Origin of the sequence: Paenibacillus kribbensis (assembly GCF_001705305.1) — a bacterium.
Classification (GTDB): Bacteria; Bacillota; Bacilli; order Paenibacillales; family Paenibacillaceae; genus Paenibacillus; species Paenibacillus kribbensis_B.
This window is the reverse complement of the sequence record NZ_MCBP01000004.1, coordinates 265,899-289,604: the sequence shown is the minus strand read 5'-3', so window position 1 is coordinate 289,604 and position 23,706 is coordinate 265,899. Positions and strand designations below refer to the sequence as shown.

Below are 23,706 nucleotides of genomic sequence, written 5' to 3'. Positions count from 1 at the left end.
CAATGAAGTGTTACTTGATCAACATTTGCTCAGGGAGTGTACAAATAATCCTGGTTGATGACGCTGTTGTAGGGCTGTGTCGTTGCCGGGAACATCGCCTCCGCCGTGCGGATTGCTTTCAGCATTGCCTTGGCCTTGTTCACCGTCTCCTGGTACTCGCTTTCCGGAACCGAGTCCCACACAATTCCTGCACCTGCCTGGACATAGGCCCGGTTCTTTTTAAACACAATTGTGCGAATGGTAATACAGGCATCCATATTGCCCGAAAATCCCAAATATCCAATAGCCCCTGCATAGGGTCCGCGCGCTTCCCTCTCCAGCTCGGCAATAATCTCCATGGCACGCAGCTTCGGAGCCCCCGATACGGTGCCTGCCGGCAGGCAGGACAGGAAAGCATCAAAAAAATCTTTATCCTCACGCAGTTCACCCGACACGTTGGACACAATGTGCATAACGTGGGAATAGCGTTCAATCTCCATAAACGTATCGCATTTGACTGTACCGAACCGGGATACACGACCCAGATCATTTCTGCCCAAATCGACCAGCATCAGATGCTCGGCACGTTCCTTTTCATCCTTCAACAGTTCTTCAGCAAGCGCTGCATCCTCTGTCTCCGTGACGCCACGCGGCCTCGTTCCTGCAATAGGGCGGGTTTCTACCCGACCGTTTTCTACCTTGACAAGCGCCTCCGGCGAAGTGCCCACGATGATCTCGTCATCCATTTTCAAATAATACATGTATGGCGACGGGTTCATCGTGCGCAGCACGCGGTATACCTGCAAAGGAGAAGCCTCAGTATCAATGTGAAAACGCTGGGATAGTACAACCTGAAAAATATCACCAGAGCGAATATATTCCTTTGCCTGCTCCACGTTTGCAATAAACTGCTCCTTCGTCACATTCGATTGAATCTCACCCAGTTCCACATCATCAGGAATGGAAGCTGATCCCAATCTCTCCGGTGGTGTCTGCTTGCGCAGATACTGCGCCGTTTCCTCCAGCTGGCGCTCCACCTCAGCATAAGCAGCACGAATGTCCTCATCACGGAACCCTTCGCCCACATGTACATTGCCAACCAGCAAAATTTGCTGCTTCACATGATCAAAAACAATCACTTGATCGCAGAACATAAAACGAATATCATCCATATTCAAGTCATCTACCGAATGCTCCGGCAGCTTTTCATAGTATTGAAGCAGATCATATCCAAAAAATCCGATCGCTCCGCCTGTAAATGGAGGCATTTCTTTCAGTTTGGGACTGCGATATTTGCGAAGCAATGCCTTGAGCGCTTCAAGCGGCTTGTCGTTTAAAATTTGCCGTTTACCATGTTGTTCCAAAATCAAACGGCCTTTTTTACCCGAAACCATCAGGAACGGATCGGTTCCGATGAATGAATGGCGCGCCCATTGCTCGCCTCCCTCTACACTCTCCAGCAGAAAGGCTCGGTCCCGCTCCGCATACCGACGGAAAATCCGAATCGGCGTCTCCATATCGGCCAGCACTTTTTTGTACACAGGAATCAGGTTAAATTCATTCGCCATCGTTATCACTTGCTCTACATGCGGCGTTAACATGAGATCACTTCCTTTCCAATTTGGCGCAGAACCAAAGGAGAGAATATGAAAAAGCCTCTACCTGGAAGGTAGAGGCTGTCAGTTATTGAAATTATAAGAATGCGACCATATGTAAAAATATTACAAAAAACAGGCAAAGTATATACTTATCCCTCTGCATAGTCCTCAGGCTAACTCAAATAAGCTCGATGTCGAAGATGCATCTTTTCATAGGCATCAGCTTACTGTCACCGTCGGTCTCTGTAATCTCATATGGAATTGGCTCGTACTGCACTCTTCTCATCTCAACTGGCTCTGGCTAACTCTACTCAACTCTGCTACACACACTATATATCATAGGATGTTACTTTGGCAACCATTAACTTAAAAAAGGGCGTTACTTCCCTTCGGAAGCCAGATCCGGTCTTAGCGCCTGCGCTCCGTTTAAATATACATGTTTGATTTCCCGTTGGGATTTATGGGTGTTCACCTGTACCAACAAACGGATACATTTGGGTAAACTACCCGCGACAGGAATTTCCAATCCACACATAAGTGGAACCATATCCCATCCATCAAGCTGACGGATAGCCTTAGCTGGAAATGCAGCGTCCAGGTCGTGGGTGACCGTAATCCAGACATTGCTAATGTCTTCAGGCTGAATTTCATTGTAGGATACGATCTCATCCAATAGTTGGCTGGTCGCTTCCAAAATTTCGTTTTCTTCATTATTCGCTACGGTCGTCGCGCCACGAATTCCACGATTGTACATCTTTACGCCTCCTCTTTTAACTGTTCAATGACTTGTCTGATGTCAGAGACGGGAATATCCTTCACAACCTCCACGCGCCCGATACTGCGCGGGACGACAAAAGTAATGCTGCCTTCTTTAAACTTTTTGTCATGCATCATCGCCTCCAGCAGCCGATCCGTAACAAGATGTGCTGGAAGGGAGGTTGGCAGCCGCAGCGAAGACAGCATATCTCTTGTTTCTTCGATCAAAGAGGGATCTGCACCCAGCTTCACACCCAGAAGCGCGGAGCCGATCATCCCAATCGAAATCGCTTCTCCGTGTAAAAACTCGCCATATCCCGCAATTGCTTCAATGGCATGACCAATCGTATGACCGAGGTTTAAAATAGCGCGCAAATCATTTTCCCGTTCATCGCGTGAGACCACTTCGGCTTTCACAGAACAGCCCTTCTCCAGTCCGTACTCCAGAGCTGCCGCATTCAGAGCCAACAAATCTGCCGCATGATCACGGCACCAATGGGCGAAATCAGCATCCCAGATCAAACCATGCTTGATCATTTCAGCCAGCCCGGCGGATACTTCACGCGGAGGCAATGTAGATAACGTATCTACATCATACAGAACGAGTTCCGGCTGATGGAAGGCTCCGATCATATTTTTTGCCAAAGGATGATTGATGCCGACCTTGCCTCCCACACTGCTGTCATGGGCCAGGATCGTCGTAGGAATCTGTACGAACTTAACACCTCTCATATACGAGGCCGCCACAAATCCAGCCAGATCGCCCACTACACCACCGCCAAGTGCGATAACGGCTGAATGGCGATCCAAACCACCCTGAATGGCTGCTGTTATAACCTGCTCAAATACAGCCAGCGATTTGGATGTTTCACCCGGTTTGACCACAAAGGATACCGTCTTGTATCCCGACTCATGGAGATTGCTCTCCAATGTCGCCAAGTAGAGTTTCGCTGTATGCTCGTCAGAAACAATCAACAATGGACTTTTTTGCGCAATTCCTCGTTCCTTCAGAAACTCTCCGGCTCGATGCAGCAGCCCACGCCCGATGTGAATGGGATAGGAACGTTCTCCTAGTTGTACCGTCAGCGTACTCATCTTAGTACCGTCCCAGTTGTTCTTCGTAGGATGCAATGTTCGCACGGATTTCTTCAATGGAATCTCCGCCGAATTTTTCAAGCAAAGCCTTCGCAATCTCCCAGGCTACGACATGCTCCATAACCACGCTTGCCGCTGGTACCGCACATGCATCTGAACGCTCAACCTGTGCGGTGAACGCTTCCTTCGTATCAATGTCGACGCTTTGCAAGGGCTTATACAGTGTTGGGATTGGCTTCATGACACCACGAACCACAACGGGCATTCCATTGGTCATGCCACCCTCAAAGCCGCCCAAACGATTGGTACGACGGTGATATCCACGCTCCTCATCATACAAAATCTCATCATGCACCTGTGAACCGCGCAGTTCTCCTGCTTCGAAGCCGATGCCGATTTCTACGCCTTTAAAGGCATTAATGGACATGACTCCTTGCGCAATGCGTGCATCCAGCTTCCGATCATACTGTACATGACTACCCAGTCCAATCGGGACGCCTTCCACGATACATTCCACTACACCACCAACCGAATCGCCTTCTTGCTTGATCAGGTCAATGTATGCTTCCATCTTCTTTTCAGTTTCTGGATCGGTTACTCTCACAGAAGAGGCTTCCGTCACAGCAATCAGCTCATCGATCGGCAAATCACGGTAAGGAGCCTCGATTTCGCCAATACGGATGACCTGACCTGCCACCTTGATTCCGAACTCTGCCAGCAATTGACGGGCCAAGCCACCACACGCGACACGAATCGCAGTTTCACGCGCACTGGAGCGCTCCAGCACGTTACGCAGGTCCTTCAGGTTGTATTTCATTCCGCCGTTCAAATCGGCATGACCCGGACGCGGACGGTGAACCCGGCGCTTTTCTTCATCACTGCCTTCGATCGGCTCAATATTCATAATATTCTGCCAGTGCTTCCAATCGTTATTTTCCACAATCAGTGCAATCGGTGCACCTGTGGTATAACCGTGACGTACGCCTCCGGCAATGCTCGCCGTGTCCTTTTCAATCTGCATACGCCGACCCCGTCCATACCCTTTCTGACGACGGTGCAGCTGAAAATTAAGTTCCTCAAAATCCAATTTTAAATTGCTAGGCATGCCCTCTACAATTGCAGTTAGCTGGGGACCATGCGTTTCCCCCGCGGTTAAATAACGTAAACTCATGACGCGTTCCCCCTTTAAACTGTTAAACTGTGCATCGCTAAAATCTTTAACTGTGCTTCATTATAGTATACGCACCTTTCTTTGACAAGAAAAGCCACAGGTATGCAGATAAACAAAAACACGCCCCTTAGGCAAAGCTAAAGGACGTGCGTTTCCGATAAGCAAGCCATCAACGTGCTCATGATTCAAAAAACAAAAACATCTAATTACGAATGATCGATATATGTCTAGGCTATGCTTTTTTACGATAAAAAAAGGTTTCCGTTGATTCCAGACCATATTGGTTGGGAGAAAAAATTTGCTCTGTACTGCCCACAAACAGTACACCGCCGGGACGAAGACTGGCTGCAAACTTCTGGTACAGCTTATTCTTGGCCTCTTCAGTAAAATAAATCATAACATTGCGACAGATAATGAGGTCATAGTTGTCTTCAAACGAATCCAGCAGCAAATTTTGCTTTTGAAATTTCACAGCCTGTTTCAAACGGTCATCCACGCGAAACATCGCACCATCCGGTTTGAAATATTTGCTGGCTACCTGCTCAGGCACATCCTTGAGCGAACGCTCCAAATATCTGCCTTCCTTGGCTTTAGCCAATGCACCATCATCAATATCGGAAGCCGTAATGGAACAATTCCCCAAGATCCCCTTGCCGTCCAGAACCATAGCCAAACTGTAAGGCTCCTCGCCAGTCGAGCAGGCCGCGCTCCACAGCTTGAGCTTCTGCTTGCCTGCAAGCAGCTGTGGCAGAATCGTATCCCGCAGCACTTCCCACCGATTGGGATTACGCCAAAATTCCGAAACATTGATCGTCATACGATCCAGAAATTCATAAAACAGGGGTTTTTCCTTCATCATGGCATCATAAAAAGAAACAAAACTGGGAAACCCGTTTTTGTTGCGAAGTGTCGTTAACCGCCTTTTCATCTGTGCTTCTTTGTATTGTGCAAGATCAATACCTGTGCTGTCCTTAATTTTGCGGATAAACGCCGTGTAATCGGGGTCCGTCTGACCCAGTTCCAAATCCGTCATGCTACCATCCTTTTTCATACGAGATTAAACTTACGTCCAGGTCGCCACACTTTTCTCATACCGAACCGACTCTTCCGGCATGAAAAAATTCGCAATCTCGCGTTCCGCGCTCTCCGGTGAATCCGAACCGTGTATGAGGTTAAACGGTGTATGTGCAGCAAAGTCTCCCCGGATCGTGCCCGGTAGAGCCTCTGTTACTTGTGTTTTACCAATCAACAGGCGGGAAAGCGTAACGATGTTATCCCCTTCCCAAATCATGGCAAATACAGGGCCTGATGTGATAAAATCTACAAGCTCTTCAAAAAAGGGCTTGCCCACATGCTCCGCATAATGCCGTTCCGCCTGTTCTCTAGATACCTGCACAAGTTTGCCACCCGTCATTTTGAAGCCTTTGTCTTCCAGACGACTGATAATACGTCCAATCAGTCCGCGTTGTACTCCATCCGGTTTAACCATCAAAAACGTGCGATCCATCGGCTCACTCCCAATCCAATCTTAATGTATTTATACAATACTAATCTGTATTGTAACAGAAAGCTTGGATACGATTAAAGTATTTTGTCACACCCAATCCAAAACACAACTTTAGTAGGAGCGACGTGTCACAAAATGAGCAATATCGCGAAGCGTCTTTTTTGTTTTGACATCTGGCAGTAAGTCCAGCGCGTTCAGCGCTTTCTTAATATATCGGTCAGCGAGAATTTCCGCTTTAGTGATTCCTTCACTTTTTTTGATCATATCCACCGCTTTACGCGCATCTCCTTGCCCATCCCCGTCCTGAATACGACCGATTTCAGCCAGCAGATCGTCACGCAGCTCGGGCTGCTTGAGCGCATAAATAACCGGAAGCGTAATATTCCCCTGTCTCATATCGCTGCCCGGCGGCTTGCCGATCTTTTTTTCCGTACCGCAGAGATCAAGCAAGTCATCCTGAATTTGAAAAGCCATCCCTACGTTATAGCCATAGCTGTACAGCAGGGAATTGACTCTTTCCCGTGCCCCCGCAGCCATAGCGCCCAATTGGCAGCTAACCGCAATCAGCAATGCGGTTTTACGCCGTATGCGCAGCAAATAATTACGCACACTTTGATCCACATTAAAAAAATCGCGGATTTGTTCCATTTCACCAATGGACATCTGCACCAGCGCCTTGGACAGTACCCGGTGAATATCCGGACTCGGCAATTCGGCAACCATAGACAGCGCTCGTGCATATATGTAGTCTCCTGTGTACATCGCCACCCGATTGTCCCATTTGGACTTTACGGTGGGTTGACCACGTCTCATTTCAGCATCGTCAATTACGTCATCGTGAACGAGAGAGGCCGAATGAATCAATTCGAGTGGTACCGCTATGTGTTTGAGCTTGTCCAGATCGTATTCTCCAAACTTGCCACCCAGCAATACAAACACTGGACGTAAACGCTTGCCTCCTGCTTTAAGCAGATGGAGCGACGTATCATTAATCAGCGGCTCCGTGCTGTCAATGCTGCGATACAGCTCTTCTTCTATGAAGTTCATATCCTTCTTTAATAAACCGAACAAATCCAATCGTTTCATTCTTTCACCCGTGTCAGCGTATTGTCACTCCAGAGAAGCGGCTTCACTTGCCGGTCAAGCAGCCCCAATTCATGCGCATACTGAAAATAAAGCTCTAAGCCTCTTTGTTCCTTCTCTCCAAAATCATAACACAGATTAGTAAAGTAGCGCTCCCAATAATCTCGCAGGCCGCCAATTTCGTTGCAAGCCTCAGAGACAACAGGCGTCAGGTCAGCCAAGCTGCGCTGCTTGCTTGCACGGAACGCAGCTGCAATTTCAGCCACTGCATCCGGATTCTGAGCAGCAACGGCGCGACGGACAGCCCATACGGCAAAAGTCATGCTATACCCCGTCCAGCGTTTCCACTCTTCGCCAAGATCGGTTACATACAGACCTTCATTCCGCCAAGAGGCCTTGATTGCGTTATCTCCAATCAGCAGCCCTGCATCTGCCTGTTCCAGCATCAAGTCCAAATCCGGTTCACAGTCAAAATAGGATGGCTGCCCTTCCCACGCCTTTTGCATCAGAATTTTCAACAAATTCACGGATGTAGCAGACGTATTCGTCAATGCAATCGTTCCGTTCTTGATTTCGTCCAGCGGCTTGCGTGAAAACAGTAAAATGGATTGCACAGGACCGTCCGCACTGACGGATAAGTCCGGCAGCAACAGCATCTCCTCAGAGCCTGATGCATACGCAAAGGACGACATCGCGCTGATATCCAGGCTCCCGTTTAGCATGCCGCGATTCAATACAGCCGGAACTTTAGAGATCATCTCTGCCGGGCGGACAAGCTCTGAAGGATTAAAATAATGAAAAATGGGCCAAGCATTGGTATATTTAATTTTTCCGATTGTGATCGTCTTGTTGTCCGGTGTTGGCATCGGAATCCCCCCATCTCGTAAACAATTGATGTTCGATACGCAAGCTGTCTAATACTTTGCCTACGAGGAACAATACAATGTCATCCAGCGTCTTCGGATGAAAGTAAAAGGCCGGCATGGCCGGAATCATTTTGACGCCGAGTCTCGCAAGCTTAAGCATATTTTCCAAATGAATGGCATGAAGCGGTGTTTCACGAGGCACAAGGATCAGCGGACGCCCCTCCTTCATCATGACGTCTGCTGCACGTGCCATCAAATTGTCGGACGAACCGTGTGCTACCGCAGACAGCGTTCCCATGGAGCATGGCATAATGATCATCGCATCCACAAGATAGGAGCCGCTCGCAATTGAAGCTCCGATATCTGTGAATGGATGGTATACAAGAGAACCGGGACGGCCTCCGAATTGTTCATTCAAAGCTCCCTCCCGGTCAGTCACGTTCCAGCCTAATTCCTCTCTCAGTACCCGCCAGCCGGCATTGGAAACAATCAGGTGAACTGTGTATTGCAAGTCCAGCAGTGTCTCTACCAGCCGTACACCATAAATGCTTCCGCTCGCGCCTGTAATGCCGATAACGATTCGTTTGCCTTGATGGCTACTCACCTGGTTAGAATTCATTAGAATTGACGCACCACCAAATCAATCAGTGTAAAAGCAAATACGACCATACTAAGAACACCGTTCATTGTAAAGAACGCCGTCTGCAAGCGGCTCAAATCTTTCGGAGATACGATATAATGCTCATAAAATAAAATAATGTACGAAATAATCATCCCTGCAAGATACCACCAGCTTAAATCTGCAATAAAGAAAAGTACAATAAATCCGATTGCCGTAATCACATGGAATGCCCGGGCAATGTTGAGTGCACCAGCTATACCAAAGCGGGCAGGAATGGAATAAACGCCCTCGTTCTGGTCAAAATCAATATCCTGACAAGCATAAATAATATCAAATCCAGCCGTCCAGAATGCAATGGTGAGGTACAATACGGTCGAGATCCAATCGATCTGTCCCGTTACCGCAACCCACGCGCCCAGCGGCGCCAAGCCAATCGTCAGACCCAGTACAACATGACAAAGCCAGGTGAAACGCTTGGTATAAGAGTAAAAAACAAGCATAAAAAAGGCCAGCGGGAACAGCTTGAACGCCAGCGGACTTAGCTTGAACGATGCCCAGAATAACAACAGCAAACTGATGATAATGAAAATAACCACTTCACTCGATTTGAGCAGCCCTGCCGGGATAGCGCGTCCTGCTGTACGTGGATTTTTCCCGTCAATCACACGGTCAATCATGCGATTGAAGCCAAAGGCCGCACTACGTGCGCCAACCATAGCCAGCAAAATCCAACCAATTTGCGGCCATGAGGGGAGGCTGCCAGTCACGACAACCGACCCCAATACAGCCCCCATAAATGCAAATGGGAGCGCAAATAACGTATGTTCAATTTTAATCATTTCCAAAAAAATAGCAATTTTCTTAAACATGCTGACTCTCCTTGATTCCAATATGCAATGCCGCGATGCCTCCGGTGAGAGAATGAGCCTGTACATCCTTTAATCCGATTTCACGGAAGATGTTAGCCAGCTCATCCCTTCCTGGAAAAAGCGCCAACGAATCAGGGAGCCATTTGTATTGCTCATAACGTTTGGCGAACAATTTGCCGAGCATGGGCAAGATGTGTTGAAAATATGTGTAATAAATCCCCTTGAACGGCTGCCAGGTAGGCTTGGACAGTTCCAGACAAACGACCTGCCCGCCAGGCTTGACGACTCGTTGCATTTCCTGTAGTACACGGCGCAGATCAGGCACGTTGCGCAAACCGAAACCAATCGTCGCATAATCAAATGAATTGTCTGCAAAGGGCAGTTCCATCGCGTTGCCCTGAACGAGCTTGATTTGCTTTTCACGGGATTCTGATTTAATCTTGCGCTCGCCTACATTAAGCATGTTCTGACTAAAATCCAGTCCCACGATGTGACCACTTTCACTTGCATGCGCCATCGCAAGCGTCCAGTCACATGTCCCACAGCAAAGATCAATTGCCGTGTCCCCGTGATGCATGTTCATTTTTTTCATCGTAAATTTCCGCCAAGCCTTGTGTCTGCGAAAGCTCAGTATATCGTTCATCAAGTCGTATTTACCTGCTATACTTTCAAACACGCCATGAACGAATTGCTCTTTCGGCTTGGTGTCGCTTGTTTCCATGACGTTCACCTAACCTTCCCTTACAACCGGGTGCGGACTATTCAGCAGCTTCAGGAAAGGTTCCAGCATGCGTTCAATCTCCTCGATCCCCGTATTTTGATCATCAGACAGGATATGTCGGATGTACATAACAGCCGTGCGAAGCTTGTCCAGTATCGCATCCTCGGCCTTGTATTTCAGAACAAGATTACGCCATGCTTCAGTATCAGTACCACTCTCTGAAAGCAGCGCCTGCTCGTTCTGGTCCCCGTTACTGTAAACATGCCAGAACATATATCCGAAACGGGATTTGTCCGGTTCTGCTCGCTTGTCCCATTCCTCCACCAGCATATCACAGAGGGCAAATTCGTGGAGAAGCTGCTCCCAAATATCCCGATCCTGTTCTGCTACAAGTGAAGTTAAAGATAAAAAAAGCTCCTTTTTAAAGCGAACCACTTGGGATAAATACTGAGCCGCATCCAGGCGGAAATACTTCATCTCCCAATACAGGCTCATCTTACCGGCATTGACCTCACATACGGCATCACTCAGCTTTGAAATGGTCGCAATGCGGCCCGCCAATGCAAGCAGCTGATAAAAGCGGCTGCTAAAATAATCCCCGGCCAACACTTTCAGCTGTCTGGAACGCATTTCCTCCGGACTTCGAATACCGGATAAAGTATCGATCATGTCATGCGTATCCAGCCCCATCTGCAAAAGCGAGGTGACCAATGCGTACAGCTCATCCTCGCTGGCATGCAGCTCCTGCATATTCCGGTTCAAAAACACAAATAGCAAGCGGGTACGGCTGTCAGGAAAAGCCGGCATTTCCGTATGTTGTTGAATCATGTCGTATTCCACATATTTCCTTGCTAATTGGGGTACGCGATACGGTTTCATCCTAAGCCTCCGAGCCATGACTTTCTGGTGTATCAAATAATTGCAATGCCTTATATTATATCACAATTTAAAATGATTCGCGACTAAAGTACCGTAGGTCCAACGGCAGAAATATCTAATCTATATATACACCGTCAAACCTCTTTTGCCACATAGGTGTAACTGTAATGCGGAAACGGGATTTCAGTTGCTCCGGTAATTCTGCGCCTTCGCGGCTTCTCAGCTGTTCCAGTGCTTCATTCGTCCACTCATTTCGGCGTATATCGGATGCCAGCAGCAAATGGCGTTCACCCGACCATTTGTCCTGCGTCACCACACGGAGCAGCAATTGCTGTACATTCGTCGTTCCGTAAAAGCTAAAGGCAACAAGCTCCGCCATATTTTGATAAATCTCCAGCGGTGCAGTTTCTTCTTTTGACAGCTTTACATCCAGGATCAGGACTGAATGTTCCCAGCTTACGCTGGCGATCGGTGTTGTCAGAGGAAGCTCCTTGAGCGTATCCACCAGATTGTCATCGGTCAGCCGCACTCGCTGCTGAGGCGCTATCGCCGCCTGGGTCTCACGGACAGCCGCGGTCCCCGAATCCAGCGTATGTAAAGAGGGCAGCAACATTGCTGCCGCGGCGGTTATGAGAATCGAGCTGCCGAGTACAATCCAAGGTTTCATCTGAACCTCCCCTGACCCCTACCCCATAATATGGACTTGATACGGTAAAGGTCCTCACTCTCATTGTACAACAAAAAAAAGCAGGCTATGCCTGCATTTTAATCCTCTGTATCCACAACTCCGTGTTTGGTCATCACTACGGCTTTACCGCGAACTTTAATAGCAGAGGTGTGATCCGTAAACTGGACGATCAGCACCTCGCCCTTGTCCAATTTTTCTGAATGATGCAAGCGTGTATCTTGGCCTCTGGTCAGACCAAAAACCTGACATCCGCTGCTTTTTGCTTTAATTACGACGTACTCACTATTGCCTGTCACATGATCTTCCATTTCTTTTCCCCCCTGAGAGCCGAAGCTATACTTTTTATGATGGAGATTTGAGCTCGTTTTGTCAACTGTATGCCTCTGGCGTTACTTGCAACAATTAGCGTATCACGAGCCATACTATCCGTGCAGCCTCATATGTTAACGAAAGGAGCAAATCTGATGAAAAACTATCTTCCGGCCAATCTCAGTCCTGCCCAAATCGAGCGACTCCAACAGCTGGAGCAAGAATTCGCCGAGCTGACAGGTGAACCACTGGTCCTGATCGCATATGCCTCGCGGAACGACAAGACAGCTTCCTCTTCTTCTGTCCAAAGTACCTCTATCCTGAAATAAATCTATTCTGAAGTAAATTTATCCTGAAGTAAACAGAACAAAAAGAAAAGGCCGTGAATCAAATTCACGGTCTTTCCAGCGCAATGGGAATATGTAAGAAATCTTATTTAATTCCGTCCTTGAGCGCTTTACCCGGTTTAAATGCCGGAATTTTGCTCGCAGGGATTTCGATTTCTTCTCCTGTTTGCGGGTTACGTCCTTTACGTGCGGAACGTTCACGAACCTCAAAGTTTCCGAAACCTACCAGTTGTACCTTGTCCCCGTTTTGCAGCGCTCCGGAGATCGCTTCAAATACAGCGTCAATGGCTTTGGTTACGTCCTTTTTGGACAATTCAGTGCTTTCAGAAACCTGATTGATCAAATCCGTTTTATTCATAATTTTCACCTCCTAATTCAAGTGTAGTCCAGCATTAAGGTTATCGGTGCTATAGACCGATACGAACGCCTGTATAAAATAACGCGGGCGGCATACTGCCTTCCATAATGTTATCATCTGTTTCCGTTTCGTCGTTAAATATACATAGAATATACCTAACCTCCGCAATATAGGCCGAAACTGGCGTTTAATGGCACCCTTCTTGCGTGGAACAAGGTTTATAGTAATACAGTCCACAGACAATTTCAAGTACGGCGACGGTTTAACACGTAAAAAGTAACGGCCAACGCGAGCACCAGCACTACGCCCTTGACGATATCATGAGCAAAATATTGCACATTCATCATCGTCAGTCCATTGACCAATACCCCGATCAGCACCGCACCAATAAAAGTACCGATGACATTGGGTTTACCGGCTCCAAAGACCGAAAAACCAACGAAAACTGCAGCGACTGCTTCCATAAGCAATGGAGAGCCTGCGTCAATTTGACCCGAGCCTACACGGGAAGCATATAAAATACCGGCAATCGCCGCAAAAACGCCCGAAGCCACGTAGGCTAGTGTACGGACTTTTTTTACCCGTATGCCTGACAAACGAGCGGCTTCTTCATTGCCTCCAGTCACATACATTTGACGCCCATGCTTCGTGTAAGTTAAGAAAATATGCACCGCCACCACGGCCAACAGCAGCAAAATAACTGAAATCGGAATGCCAAGCCATTTTCCTTGCCCCAATAAAAGAAATGCAGGAGATATCTCTCCCGGCGCCTTGCTGCCGTCAGGAAACTGCATATGGTTGTAAATGGTGTAACCTTGTGCGTACGTTTTATGAATCCCACTTACAATATACATGATTGCGAGGGTTGCCAGCAAATCGGGAATGCGTAGCTTAATGATCAGCAATGAATTCAGTAGTCCAACCAAAGCCCCGACAACCAAGGACACAACGATGACCACCGCCACAGGCTGTTCATACCAAACCATCAAAGAAGCTGAAACTACCGTCGTCAAAGATACCGTGGCTCCAACCGACAGATCAAAACCGTCCACGATAAGTGACAACGTCACACCAATAGCGACGAAAGTCACAATCGCAATAGAGCCAAGAATGTCCATCAAATTGTCATAAGTCCAGAAATAAGGCAATGTGGCTGAAAAGAACGCCAACACACCAATTATGACTACTACAGCACCATAACGAAATGAGACGTTTAACCATTTTTCCTTCATGAATGCACCTCTTCACCGCCGCTAGCATACAACAGGAGTTGTTCCTGTTCCACTTCGCCCCGCGCAAATTCCTTAATTATTTTGCCATCATACATCACTGCAATCCGATCCCCAATGCCGATCCCCTCAGCAAATTCACAGGTGAGATAAATGATCGCTTTCCCCTGTGCCGCCAATTCACCGATGATACGGAAAATATCGCTTTTTGCCCCAATATCCACACCCTTGGTCGGCTCGTCAAAAACAAACACATCCGCTCCGGAATGCAGCCATTTTCCAATCGCTACCTTTTGCTGATTCCCGCCGCTCAAATATTTAACATTTTGACGCAGAGAGGGTGTCTTAATGCCAAGAGATGCGATGACCTTATTGCCGTTAGCACGTTCTTTTGCTCGAGAGATGAAACCAAGAACACTCAACTTGCCCAAGAGCGGGAGACTAAGGTTTCGTTCGACATTCTCCTCGATCAGTACACCCTGCTTCCGCCGTTCCTCGGGTATCGACACAATCCCTTGTACTACCGCATCCGCAGGCTCTCTCAAACGAATGGATCGACCTTTAAAGACCAGCTCCCCCCTATCAGGTCTGTCTGCCCCTGTAAGAAGCCGTGACAGCTCCGTCTTGCCTGCACCGACCAAACCCACAATAGACAAAATTTCTCCACGTCTGACCCGTAAATCAACGCCGTGAACTCGTAAACCCTTGCGAAGCCCTTTCGCTTCCAATATCGTTTCTCCAATAGAAGTCTCCGTTTTCGGAAACTCCTCTTCAAATGTTTTCCCCAGCATATGCGTAACGATGTCTCCTACACTTAAATCAGAGGCAGAGCCCGTGAACACACGCTCACCGTCACGCATCACCGTCACATGGTCACTGTGCTCGATGACCTCCGGCAACCGATGCGTGATCAGAATGCATGCAACCCCCTCATCCTTGAGGGTATGGATCGTGCGAAACAAGCGGCGCGTTTCTTCCTCGCTGAGCGGCGCCGTGGGCTCATCAAAAATGATCGTCTTCGCCTGCTGTGTCAAAATACGTGCGATGAGTACAAGCTGCTTTTCTGCCAACGTTAATTCAGACACGTATTGCCGGACATCAATATCAGCTCCCAGCCGTGCCAGCGCCTCACGCGCTCGTCTGCGCATAGAGCCTGGCGCGGCCCACCATCGCCCTTCAGGTGCTGACAAATCGTCTAAAATAATGTTCTCAGCGACGCTTAACTGTGGCACAAGCGCTGAATCGACCTCCTGATACACACAGTGAATCCCGGCTCTTTTGGCCTCCCACGGTGAGTTAATGCTCAGTTCCTTGCCACCAGCTACGATGGCTCCCTGATCGGAACGATATGCGCCGGACAATATTTTCATCAATGTGCTTTTGCCTGCCCCGTTAGCACCTAACAGAGCGTGAATCTCGCCGCCATGCACTGTAAAATCCACGGCTCGCAGCGCATCCACACCAGCAAACTGCTTGCTGATTTTCTTCATCTCCAGCGTATATACTTGTGAACTCATGACTCATAGTAACCCCCTTACGCCTGCTTATGATAAAAGCGCGCCGAAGCGCGCCTGTGCATGATGCTTACAATTTATTTGGACGTTTCATATTCCTTCATCCAGTCTTTATAGCCTTGCTCGCTTTGGCCCCATCCCTTCACATATTGAGACAGCTCGGATGTGGAAATTTGCTTGTCTGGCAGTGCTTCGCGCTGCACATATACAGCCTTCAGTACCACTTTCTCCTCCGGATTATCCCCATGCAGCTTCTGATAGGCATAGCGTACTTGTACGCGCCCGATATCTGTTGGATCTACGGCTGCCGAAGCCACCCAAGGGTTTTTCGGGTCCTGAATCATTTGCAGATCCTCGTCGCTCATATCAATACCATAGACTTTAATTTCCGTACGTCCCGCTTGTTGGATGGCACGGGCTGCACCTTTGGCGAATTCATCCCATGCAGCCCATACTGCTGTAATTTGGCCCTTAGGATATTGCTTCAATATGGCCTCCATCTTCGCTTGTGTGTCCAAAGCAGGATTCTGCGCCGAACCAAAAGTCGCAATTTCTTTTATATCCGGATTAGCTTTCAAAAATGCATCGTAAGCAATCTGACGGCGTTCCATCGGTGCAAATCCGGCCACCCATACTTTGACGATGTTGCCTTTGCCGCCAATATCCTTTTTCATTTGCTCCAGCGTCAGCTCAGCCATGCTTTGATCATCCTGCGAGAGCACAACCGCGCCCGGAACGTTGACGGCAGCATCGAATACGATCACCGGAATATTGCGAGAGATTGCTTTTTTCAGTCCTGGCTCCAGCAGGGCATCACCATGATCGGTTAAAATCACATCAAACTGCTGATTAATCGCGCTATCCAGCAAGGAGGCCATTTTAGCCTTATCGTTATCTGCCACAAACTTAGTCAGTGTTCCGCCAAATTTCTTAACTTCCTCTTCCACACCTTGAACATACTGCTGCGAAAATGTACCCGTGTTAAACTCCATAATCAGCGCAACACGTTTACCTTTTAGATTTGAACTGCCCGTTTTTCCGTCTGTTGCACTCGATCCCGCAGTGCTTGTCCCCTGAGCGCCACTCTCTGTTTTCGGCACGCCGCATGCAGTGACCAGCAAAACCAGCACCAGCAGCATCATGGCCCCCAGTCCTACTCTCTTGCTCTTTCGGATCTCTTTTTGGCTACTCATGATCTCATTTCCCCCTCGTTCCATCCACAAAATGATTCAAATTTGATATTTAATATAGCGCGTTAAACCAAGTATGTAAATAGGTTTTATGAATATAAAATTATTTTCCGAGTTTATATGACAAAATACAACAATTTTATAAAAAAATAATGTAAAGATTGGTGCGGAATGATAAACAACCGTTCCCCGATTGAAGATCGGAAAACGGTTGCTGTAAAACGTGTTTTTTCATTTGATTACACTTAAAGAATAATAGCAATGAGACCGCCGGAGCCTTCATTGATAATGCGACCCAGCGTTTCCTGCAGCTTGTAGCGTGCATTGTCCGGCATCATGGCGATCTTGCCCTGAATGCCTTCACGTACAATAGAATGTAGCGAACGTCCGAAAATATCTGACTCCCAAATTTTGATCGGATCATTTTCAAAATCCTGCATCAGATAGCGCATAAGCTCCTCACTTTGCTTCTCTGTACCGATAATCGGAGCAAATTCCGACTCCACATCGACACGGATCATGTGTATGGAAGGTGCTGTTGCCTTGAGCCGCACACCAAACCTTGTACCCTGACGAATCAACTGCGGATCGTCTAGTGCCATCTCGGACAACGATGGTGCTGCAATGCCATATCCCGTTGTCTTGACCATTTCCAGCGCCTCGGCGAAGCGGTCGTACTCCCGTTTGGCATGGGCAAAATCCTGCATCATTTGCAGCAAATGATCCTTGCCGCGAATCTCTACCCCGACGACTTCAACCAAAATCTGGTCATACAGCTCATCGGGAGCATACAGATCAATTTCAGCTACGCCCTGCCCCATATTCATCCCGCTCAATCCGGCCCTGTCGATGAATTCATATTCCATAAACTGACCAACTACTCGATCTACATCACGCAGGCGTCGAATATCTTTAACCGTATCGCGAACGGAATTTTCATAATTGCTACGCAGCCAGTGCTCTTCATTCAGCACCATGACCCAACTCGGCAGGTTCACATTCACCTCATGCACCGGAAATTCATACAATACTTCACGAAGCACGCCTGTAACATCATCTTCCGTCATCGTCGCTGCGCTGAGTGTCATGACCGGAATATCGTACTTGGCAGCCAGCTCACTGCGAAGCTGGAGTGTTTCATCACTGCGCGGATGCGTAGAGTTGATGACCAGCACAAATGGCTTGCCAACTTCCTTCAACTCCTCAATGACACGCTCCTCTGATTCCACGTAAGAGCTGCGCGGAATTTCAGCAATCGTGCCGTCTGTCGTGACCACAACACCGAGCGTCGAATGCTCCTGAATAACCTTGCGTGTACCAATTTCCGCCGCTTCCTGAAATGGAATCGGCTCTTCGAACCATGGCGTGGAGATCATCCTTGGGCCATTTTCATCCTCGTAACCTTTTGCTCCTTCTACTGCATATCCTACACAGTCAACCAGACGTACATTCACGTCCAGTCCTTCCGTTACTTTGATCTGGACGGCATTATTCGGTACGAATTTAGGCTCCGTCGTCATGATCGTCTTCCCTGCCGCGCTTTGCGGCAGCTCATCTACGGCGCGGGCACGATCCGCCTCACTTGTAATATTGGGCAGAACAATCGTCTCCATAAACCGCTTGATAAACGTTGATTTTCCTGTTCGGACTGCGCCAACGACCCCAAGATAAATGTCTCCTCCGGTGCGTTCGGCAATGTCTTTAAAAATGTCCACTTTCTCCAATGAAATCCCCTCCTCAAAAGTCTCCGAAGGAAAAATGCTTAAAGAGCATCCGCTTCGTGTTCAACCAACTGCTTGATCCCAGATGCGGCAGAACAGCCTTTAAAATGCCCGGAAGTCGTCCGCCGCCGAGATTCAGGAGACTGATGGAATCGGCGAAACGGCGTAAACTCGTACATGCATTTGGACTGATACCATCATATGTATCCCCTCCGTAAAATATGTTCAGTTTTTTGAAAAAATAGAGTAGGCCACAGCCATCATTGCAAAAACAATATTTTACGTTTGGGTCCACTCACCTAATATATGCGGAGAGGGGGTTCCCCATGACTTCGGTGCCACGCACTATATAAAAAAGGATGTTCTCCTGACCGCTTTGTAGGCGTCGGATAACATCCTTTGTTGTTTATATATTTTGATTTCCAAATAAATGTATTATTACCACAGCTCGTCATCCATCGCTTGGCGCTCCAGTTGCCGCCTGATAGCAGCCTTAAGCCTATCCTCCGGTATCGTAGCCTCTACATCACCTTGAGCACGAGCCTGACAGGACAATCGTATACCTTCCTCCAATAAAGGTCCCAGCTTACGCTGCTCTGCATCATTGGGACGGCCTGTGAATGCAGCCCATTCCGGTGATACATGTACCTTACACATGAGGCAGGCCGCTTTCCCGTCACAGCGAGTGGGAATATATACACCTGCTTTACGGGCAGCCTGGAGCAATGTCGTACCCTGACCAACCTGTACGTGCCTGCCTGACGGCATGAACGTAATCCTCACATTCATGAACGGTCCTCCATTCGTCTTACCGCTTAACACACACGAAGCTTATACATCATGTCCCATCCGGATTATGGAATGCAGCTCTGGCCAAGGCAAAAGCTCTACCAGCCTGTCCAACTGCTCCTCTGCCCAAATGTTACTGATCAGCAACTGCTTGAGTACCACCAGATGACGCTGTGGATCACGCTTCATAACCTCTGCAATCGCCCTATATCGGTCAGGGCGATTTCGCAACAAATTAAATAGCAACTCGTGACTGAGCGGCATCAGATGTAGCGAAACACGCCCCAAATCAAGCTGGATTCCCGCTGTCCAGAGGAGTCTTTCGACCTCCAAACGGTATAACGCTCCGTCACAGAGCACCTCGAACCCACCCACCAACTCAACTGGAAATCCCTCCAGCTCATAATGGCTTAACAATGAAACGTACGAGCCGCTGCGGTCAACCTGCTGTTGATCTATATTTACACCCGGAGGGTGTGCATGAAGCTGTTTTGCTGCGTGAATATCCGCATAAATATCAATGTCCCGCGGCAGGCGATCCAGCTCAACTCCCTGCACCAGTAGTGAACAGCTTCCTCCAAGCATCCACGGAACCGACACTGTTGACCAACGATCAGCCAAGCTACTCAGCGCAGCTGTCAAATCGCGAGGCAGCCCGTTTAATAGCGTCGATGATATGGCCTCCTTCAACATTGTTTCCTCCTTACTGTCTTTCAACCCGTTTCCTATTGGGCATCATTATATCATGTTCGGCATGGTAGTTCGATATTTTGTGCAGTGAAAAGCAAGCGAAAGCAAGCTTCAATATATAAAAAAAAACCGCGAACCCACCCGGTTCACGGTGAAACCTGACCATTTGCGGCCAACTTTTTATTTTTTCATCATCATTTTCATCAACGCTTCCATGTTGGAAGAACTCATTCCGCTCTTTTTGACGGCACTGACAATATCCCTTACTGTATCTTCCGACACCGGAATGTTGGCCATCGCAGATACCTGCTTTATAAGCTGACGCAGCTGCGCTTCACTTTGAAGCGTGTCCGCCTTTACCGTGCCTGCCAGCTTTTTAACTGCATTTTCGGATATGTTTTTGCCGCCTTTTTTGTTAATGGCCTTCAACGCTTCTTTCGGAAAGTTTTTATTCACAATCTCCCCTCCTCCGCCATTGCTCAACTCAGTCTATGAATGGTGGAGATAAAAGGTGATTAAGCTTACAAAAGACATGCCTAATGCCTAACTAAAAAGGCTATCTCATTCGTAGAAAAAATCTACTTACGAGACAGCCTTTACTATACTTTTGGGATCATTCAGCCATTATGAATGCCATTGCTCCCAAGTTTGCAGCGGCATGACTTCCATCTCGGTCTTAGGGTCGCGACCCATCAGTGCCTCGACCGCTTTGCGGACGTCACGTCCTTCGAACAGTACTCCATACAGCACTTCTGTAATAGGCATCTGAACGCCCAGCTTTTGCGAGATCGCGTAGGCCGCCTTTGTCGTCCGAATACCCTCTACCACCATGCCCATGGATTCCAGCACAGCATCAAGCTGTTGACCCTGTCCCAATAATGAGCCTGCGCGCCAATTGCGGCTGTGACGGCTCGTTGCGGTGACAACAAGGTCGCCAATACCAGCCAGACCGGCAAAGGTCAATGGATTAGCGCCCATCTCAACCCCGGCACGAGTAATCTCAGCTAATCCACGCGTCAATAAAGCCGCTTTGGCATTATCGCCGAAGCCAAGTCCGTCCGACATTCCCGCGCCTAGAGCGATAATGTTTTTTAACGCCCCGGACAGCTCTACGCCCAGCAAATCACGGTTGGTATATACCCGAAAATAGGAGTTCATAAACAGCTCCTGCGCAGCCTGTGCAGCTTTCTCATTGGAGGAAGCCACAACGACCGTTGTTGGGCATTTTCGCACCACTTCCTCCGCATGACTCGGACCAGACAGCACGGCAATATCACCCTCTGCGATTTCCAGTTCTTCCGAGATCACCGTGGACATACGCTTGAGCGTTTCGGTTTCAAAGCCTTTAATGGCATGCACCACCAGCATATCCTTGGTAAAGTGATCTTTTAGACTACGTGCTACCTGACGAGCGGCAGACGAAGGAGATACGATAATAACAGCCTTAGCACCAGATACGGCAGTCTCCATGTCGGTTGTAGCAGAAATACGATCAGACAAAATGGAGCCGGGTAAATAATGCTCATTCGTATGCTTTTCATTGATTTCAGCTGCTTGCTGCTCATTTCTCGTCCAGACAGAGACATCGTTGTTATTGGTCGCAAGAACGGAAGCCAGGGCTGTCCCCCAGCTACCCGCGACCAGCACAGCTATTTTCTCAGACAAGACGATCTCCTCCTTTGGAGCCAAGCTTATTTTCATTTCCCCGTACCAGCTTGACAATGTTGGTACGGTGTCTCCACACAGCAAACAAGCAAATGACTAGAGCTGTCCAGAAAAACGGCCATTCATATCCAAGCACGAGCAAAATCCAGGGGGTCAGAATGACAAAAATCAGTGATCCAAGGGACACATAGCGGGTTATCACGATGGCGAGAATCGCAATGATCCCGGCATATAAAGCGGGAAGAAGGGCCAGCGATGCTAATACACCAATAGCGGTAGCAATCCCTTTTCCTCCGCGAAAGTGAAAATATACCGGCCAGTTATGGCCCGCGATCGCCGCGATTCCGCACAAACCCGGTAGCCAAGTAGATTCTCCACCCAGCCAGTGCCCAATCAGCACCGCAATAACCCCTTTAAGTACATCCAGCAGCAATACCAGAATAGCTGGGCCTTTTCCAAGCACGCGCAGCGTATTCGTCGCACCGGCATTGCCGCTTCCATGCTGGCGAATGTCGATTCCTTTTAATTTTCCATACAGCAAACTAAAGCTGACAGAGCCAAGCAAGTAACTGAGTACGATGGCAACGATCTGTAAAATCAACCTATTCGCTCCTAACTTTCGTCAGACTTGCGCCGTGTAAAGATACGAATTGGAGTCCCCTCGAAATTGAAGGCGGCGCGAATTTTGTTCTCCAGATAACGCTCGTAAGAGAAGTGCATGATCTCCGGATCATTAACGAATACAACCATCGTAGGCGGCTTGACAGCAACCTGGGTCACATAGTTAATGCGCAGACGACGTCCTTTGTCTGTTGGTGGAGGATTGATCGCCACTGCATCGGAAATGACATCATTCAGCAAATGCGTCTGAATACGCATGACATGCTGCTGCGCCACATGCTGTACAACAGGAAGCAGCTTTTGCAAGCGTTGCTTCGTTTTGGCAGACAAAAACACAATCGGAGCATATGTCATGAACAGGAAATGATCGCGGATTTTAGTTTCAAACTGATGCATCGTTTTATCATCTTTATCCACGACATCCCATTTGTTAACAACAAACAGCGACGCTTTACCCGCCTCATAAGCATAGCCGGCAATGTGCTTATCCTGCTCAATAATACCTTCCTCACCGTTAATAACAACCAGGACAACATCTGCACGCTCGATAGCACGCATCGCACGCATGACACTATATTTTTCTGTCGTTTCATATACTTTACCGCGTTTGCGCATCCCAGCCGTATCAATCAGTACATATTTCTGACCGTCTTTTTCAAAAGGCGTATCAATCGCATCACGTGTCGTGCCTGCAATATCACTAACAATAACCCGTTCTTCTCCTAGAATGGCGTTAACGAGTGAAGATTTGCCTACGTTCGGGCGACCGATCAAAGCGACACGAATAACATCATCATCGTAGTGCTCTTCTTCAAGCTCAGGCAAATTGGACGTAATTGCATCCAACAGGTCACCTATACCTGTACCGTGACTACCGGAAACGGGGATAGGATCTCCAAATCCATAAGAATAAAACTCGTAAATCAGATCGGCACGATTGAGGTTGTCCACTTTGTTTACCGCTACAATGATCGGTTTACCCGAACGATACAGCATTTGAGCTACCTCTTCATCCGATTGCGTAATTCCTGCTTTCGCATCACTCATGAATACGATAACATCTGCTTCTTCTATTGCCAATTCCGCTTGCATTCGGATGGATTTCAAAATGATATCTTCTCCATCAATCTCAATACCACCGGTATCAATAATACTGAAGGATTTACCATTCCACTCCGATATACCGTATATACGGTCACGGGTGATTCCGGGTTTATCTTCCACGATGGACAAACGATCCCCGATAATCCGATTAAAAATAGTGGACTTTCCCACATTCGGGCGACCAACGATAGCCACAACGGGTCTTGCCATAAATTCACTCCTCCTGTCATTCTCAGCTCTCATCATAGCAAAAAACATACCTGTTGGCGATATGGTCACGTAACAACAATCGGCGAACCCTCTGGGTCCGCCGATGGTGTACGTTATGCTTATTA

General features: G+C 48.1%; 26 protein-coding genes. 1 reads left to right on the top strand and 25 read right to left on the bottom strand.

Features of this window, described 5'->3' with window-relative positions; translation table 11 throughout:
- Positions 1–29: 29 nt before the first annotated feature.
- The 14 genes from trpE to mtrB all read right to left on the bottom strand — a co-directional run bounded on the left by trpE (position 30) and on the right by mtrB (position 12,142).
- Complete coding sequence (trpE, locus tag BAZ21_RS09975) at positions 30–1,580, bottom strand: anthranilate synthase component I (RefSeq protein WP_068499515.1); 1,551 nt, start codon at positions 1,578–1,580, stop codon at positions 30–32.
- 376 nt (positions 1,581–1,956) lie between these two features.
- On the bottom strand, positions 1,957–2,331 hold the full coding sequence (gene aroH / locus BAZ21_RS09970; RefSeq protein ID WP_007430824.1) for a chorismate mutase: 375 nt from the start codon (positions 2,329–2,331) through the stop codon (positions 1,957–1,959).
- A 2-nt stretch (positions 2,332–2,333) separates the two neighbouring features.
- Positions 2,334–3,428 carry a 3-dehydroquinate synthase gene (aroB, locus tag BAZ21_RS09965; RefSeq protein ID WP_068499513.1) on the bottom strand — a complete coding sequence of 365 codons (1,095 nt, stop codon included), beginning with the start codon at positions 3,426–3,428 and terminating at the stop codon, positions 2,334–2,336.
- A gap of 1 nt (position 3,429) precedes the next feature.
- Positions 3,430–4,599, bottom strand: a complete 1,170-nt coding sequence (aroC, locus tag BAZ21_RS09960; protein ID WP_007430826.1) for a chorismate synthase — start codon at positions 4,597–4,599, stop codon at positions 3,430–3,432.
- Between the two features lie 232 nt (positions 4,600–4,831).
- Positions 4,832–5,632 (bottom strand): CheR family methyltransferase, encoded by an 801-nt coding sequence (locus BAZ21_RS09955; RefSeq protein WP_068499507.1) that lies wholly within the window; start codon positions 5,630–5,632, stop codon positions 4,832–4,834.
- Between the two features lie 30 nt (positions 5,633–5,662).
- Positions 5,663–6,106: a nucleoside-diphosphate kinase gene (ndk, locus tag BAZ21_RS09950; RefSeq protein ID WP_068499504.1), complete on the bottom strand. Its 444-nt coding sequence runs from the start codon at positions 6,104–6,106 to the stop codon at positions 5,663–5,665.
- 111 nt (positions 6,107–6,217) lie between these two features.
- Positions 6,218–7,192, bottom strand: coding sequence for a polyprenyl synthetase family protein (locus BAZ21_RS09945; RefSeq protein ID WP_068499502.1), 975 nt, complete (start codon positions 7,190–7,192; stop codon positions 6,218–6,220).
- Positions 7,189–8,055 (bottom strand): menaquinone biosynthetic enzyme MqnA/MqnD family protein, encoded by an 867-nt coding sequence (locus BAZ21_RS09940; RefSeq protein WP_068499500.1) that lies wholly within the window; start codon positions 8,053–8,055, stop codon positions 7,189–7,191. Before BAZ21_RS09940 ends, BAZ21_RS09945 begins: the two co-directional genes overlap by 4 nt.
- Positions 8,012–8,674: a UbiX family flavin prenyltransferase gene (locus BAZ21_RS09935; protein ID WP_068499499.1), complete on the bottom strand. Its 663-nt coding sequence runs from the start codon at positions 8,672–8,674 to the stop codon at positions 8,012–8,014. Before BAZ21_RS09935 ends, BAZ21_RS09940 begins: the two co-directional genes overlap by 44 nt.
- Complete coding sequence (locus BAZ21_RS09930; protein WP_068499498.1) at positions 8,674–9,546, bottom strand: UbiA-like polyprenyltransferase; 873 nt, start codon at positions 9,544–9,546, stop codon at positions 8,674–8,676. Before BAZ21_RS09930 ends, BAZ21_RS09935 begins: the two co-directional genes overlap by 1 nt.
- Positions 9,539–10,267 carry a demethylmenaquinone methyltransferase gene (locus BAZ21_RS09925; RefSeq protein WP_068499951.1) on the bottom strand — a complete coding sequence of 243 codons (729 nt, stop codon included), beginning with the start codon at positions 10,265–10,267 and terminating at the stop codon, positions 9,539–9,541. The genes BAZ21_RS09930 and BAZ21_RS09925 overlap by 8 nt, the downstream gene beginning before the upstream one ends.
- 9 nt (positions 10,268–10,276) lie before the next feature.
- Entirely contained in the window at positions 10,277–11,146 is an 870-nt protein-coding gene (locus BAZ21_RS09920; RefSeq protein WP_068499491.1) for a heptaprenyl diphosphate synthase component 1, read from the bottom strand.
- 115 nt (positions 11,147–11,261) lie between these two features.
- Positions 11,262–11,813, bottom strand: a complete 552-nt coding sequence (locus tag BAZ21_RS09915) for a hypothetical protein (RefSeq protein ID WP_068499489.1) — start codon at positions 11,811–11,813, stop codon at positions 11,262–11,264.
- Positions 11,814–11,911: 98 nt separating this feature from the next.
- Positions 11,912–12,142: a trp RNA-binding attenuation protein MtrB gene (gene mtrB, locus BAZ21_RS09910; RefSeq protein ID WP_068499487.1), complete on the bottom strand. Its 231-nt coding sequence runs from the start codon at positions 12,140–12,142 to the stop codon at positions 11,912–11,914.
- Positions 12,143–12,298: 156 nt separating this feature from the next.
- Here mtrB and BAZ21_RS28925 point away from each other — a divergent pair, with 156 nt between their 5' ends.
- The gene (locus tag BAZ21_RS28925) at positions 12,299–12,472 is read left to right on the top strand and encodes a hypothetical protein (RefSeq protein ID WP_176718132.1); all 174 of its coding nucleotides are present in this window, start codon (positions 12,299–12,301) and stop codon (positions 12,470–12,472) included.
- Between the two features lie 103 nt (positions 12,473–12,575).
- Here the strand turns inward: BAZ21_RS28925 and BAZ21_RS09905 are convergent, their stop codons facing one another.
- The 11 genes from BAZ21_RS09905 to der form a co-directional block, all read right to left on the bottom strand.
- Positions 12,576–12,848 (bottom strand): HU family DNA-binding protein, encoded by a 273-nt coding sequence (locus BAZ21_RS09905; RefSeq protein ID WP_007430838.1) that lies wholly within the window; start codon positions 12,846–12,848, stop codon positions 12,576–12,578.
- A gap of 245 nt (positions 12,849–13,093) precedes the next feature.
- The gene (locus tag BAZ21_RS09900; protein WP_068499485.1) at positions 13,094–14,080 is read right to left on the bottom strand and encodes an ABC transporter permease; all 987 of its coding nucleotides are present in this window, start codon (positions 14,078–14,080) and stop codon (positions 13,094–13,096) included.
- A complete protein-coding gene (locus tag BAZ21_RS09895; protein ID WP_068499483.1) occupies positions 14,077–15,594 on the bottom strand; it encodes a sugar ABC transporter ATP-binding protein in 1,518 nt (505 codons plus the stop codon). The genes BAZ21_RS09900 and BAZ21_RS09895 overlap by 4 nt, the downstream gene beginning before the upstream one ends.
- 74 nt (positions 15,595–15,668) lie before the next feature.
- A complete protein-coding gene (locus BAZ21_RS09890; RefSeq protein WP_068499481.1) occupies positions 15,669–16,784 on the bottom strand; it encodes a sugar ABC transporter substrate-binding protein in 1,116 nt (371 codons plus the stop codon).
- Positions 16,785–17,026: 242 nt separating this feature from the next.
- Complete coding sequence (spoIVA, locus tag BAZ21_RS09885) at positions 17,027–18,505, bottom strand: stage IV sporulation protein A (RefSeq protein ID WP_023989182.1); 1,479 nt, start codon at positions 18,503–18,505, stop codon at positions 17,027–17,029.
- A gap of 435 nt (positions 18,506–18,940) precedes the next feature.
- On the bottom strand, positions 18,941–19,291 hold the full coding sequence (locus tag BAZ21_RS09880; RefSeq protein ID WP_068499479.1) for a 2Fe-2S iron-sulfur cluster-binding protein: 351 nt from the start codon (positions 19,289–19,291) through the stop codon (positions 18,941–18,943).
- A 42-nt stretch (positions 19,292–19,333) separates the two neighbouring features.
- Entirely contained in the window at positions 19,334–19,984 is a 651-nt protein-coding gene (locus BAZ21_RS09875) for a hypothetical protein (protein WP_068499477.1), read from the bottom strand.
- A gap of 177 nt (positions 19,985–20,161) precedes the next feature.
- Positions 20,162–20,437 (bottom strand): stage VI sporulation protein F, encoded by a 276-nt coding sequence (locus BAZ21_RS09870; protein ID WP_068499475.1) that lies wholly within the window; start codon positions 20,435–20,437, stop codon positions 20,162–20,164.
- 168 nt (positions 20,438–20,605) lie between these two features.
- Positions 20,606–21,646, bottom strand: coding sequence for an NAD(P)H-dependent glycerol-3-phosphate dehydrogenase (locus BAZ21_RS09865; protein ID WP_010345750.1), 1,041 nt, complete (start codon positions 21,644–21,646; stop codon positions 20,606–20,608).
- Positions 21,639–22,247: a glycerol-3-phosphate 1-O-acyltransferase PlsY gene (gene plsY / locus BAZ21_RS09860; protein WP_068499469.1), complete on the bottom strand. Its 609-nt coding sequence runs from the start codon at positions 22,245–22,247 to the stop codon at positions 21,639–21,641. The genes BAZ21_RS09865 and plsY overlap by 8 nt, the downstream gene beginning before the upstream one ends.
- Positions 22,248–22,258: 11 nt before the next feature.
- Positions 22,259–23,581, bottom strand: a complete 1,323-nt coding sequence (gene der, locus BAZ21_RS09855) for a ribosome biogenesis GTPase Der (RefSeq protein ID WP_068499467.1) — start codon at positions 23,579–23,581, stop codon at positions 22,259–22,261.
- Positions 23,582–23,706 lie beyond the last annotated feature (125 nt).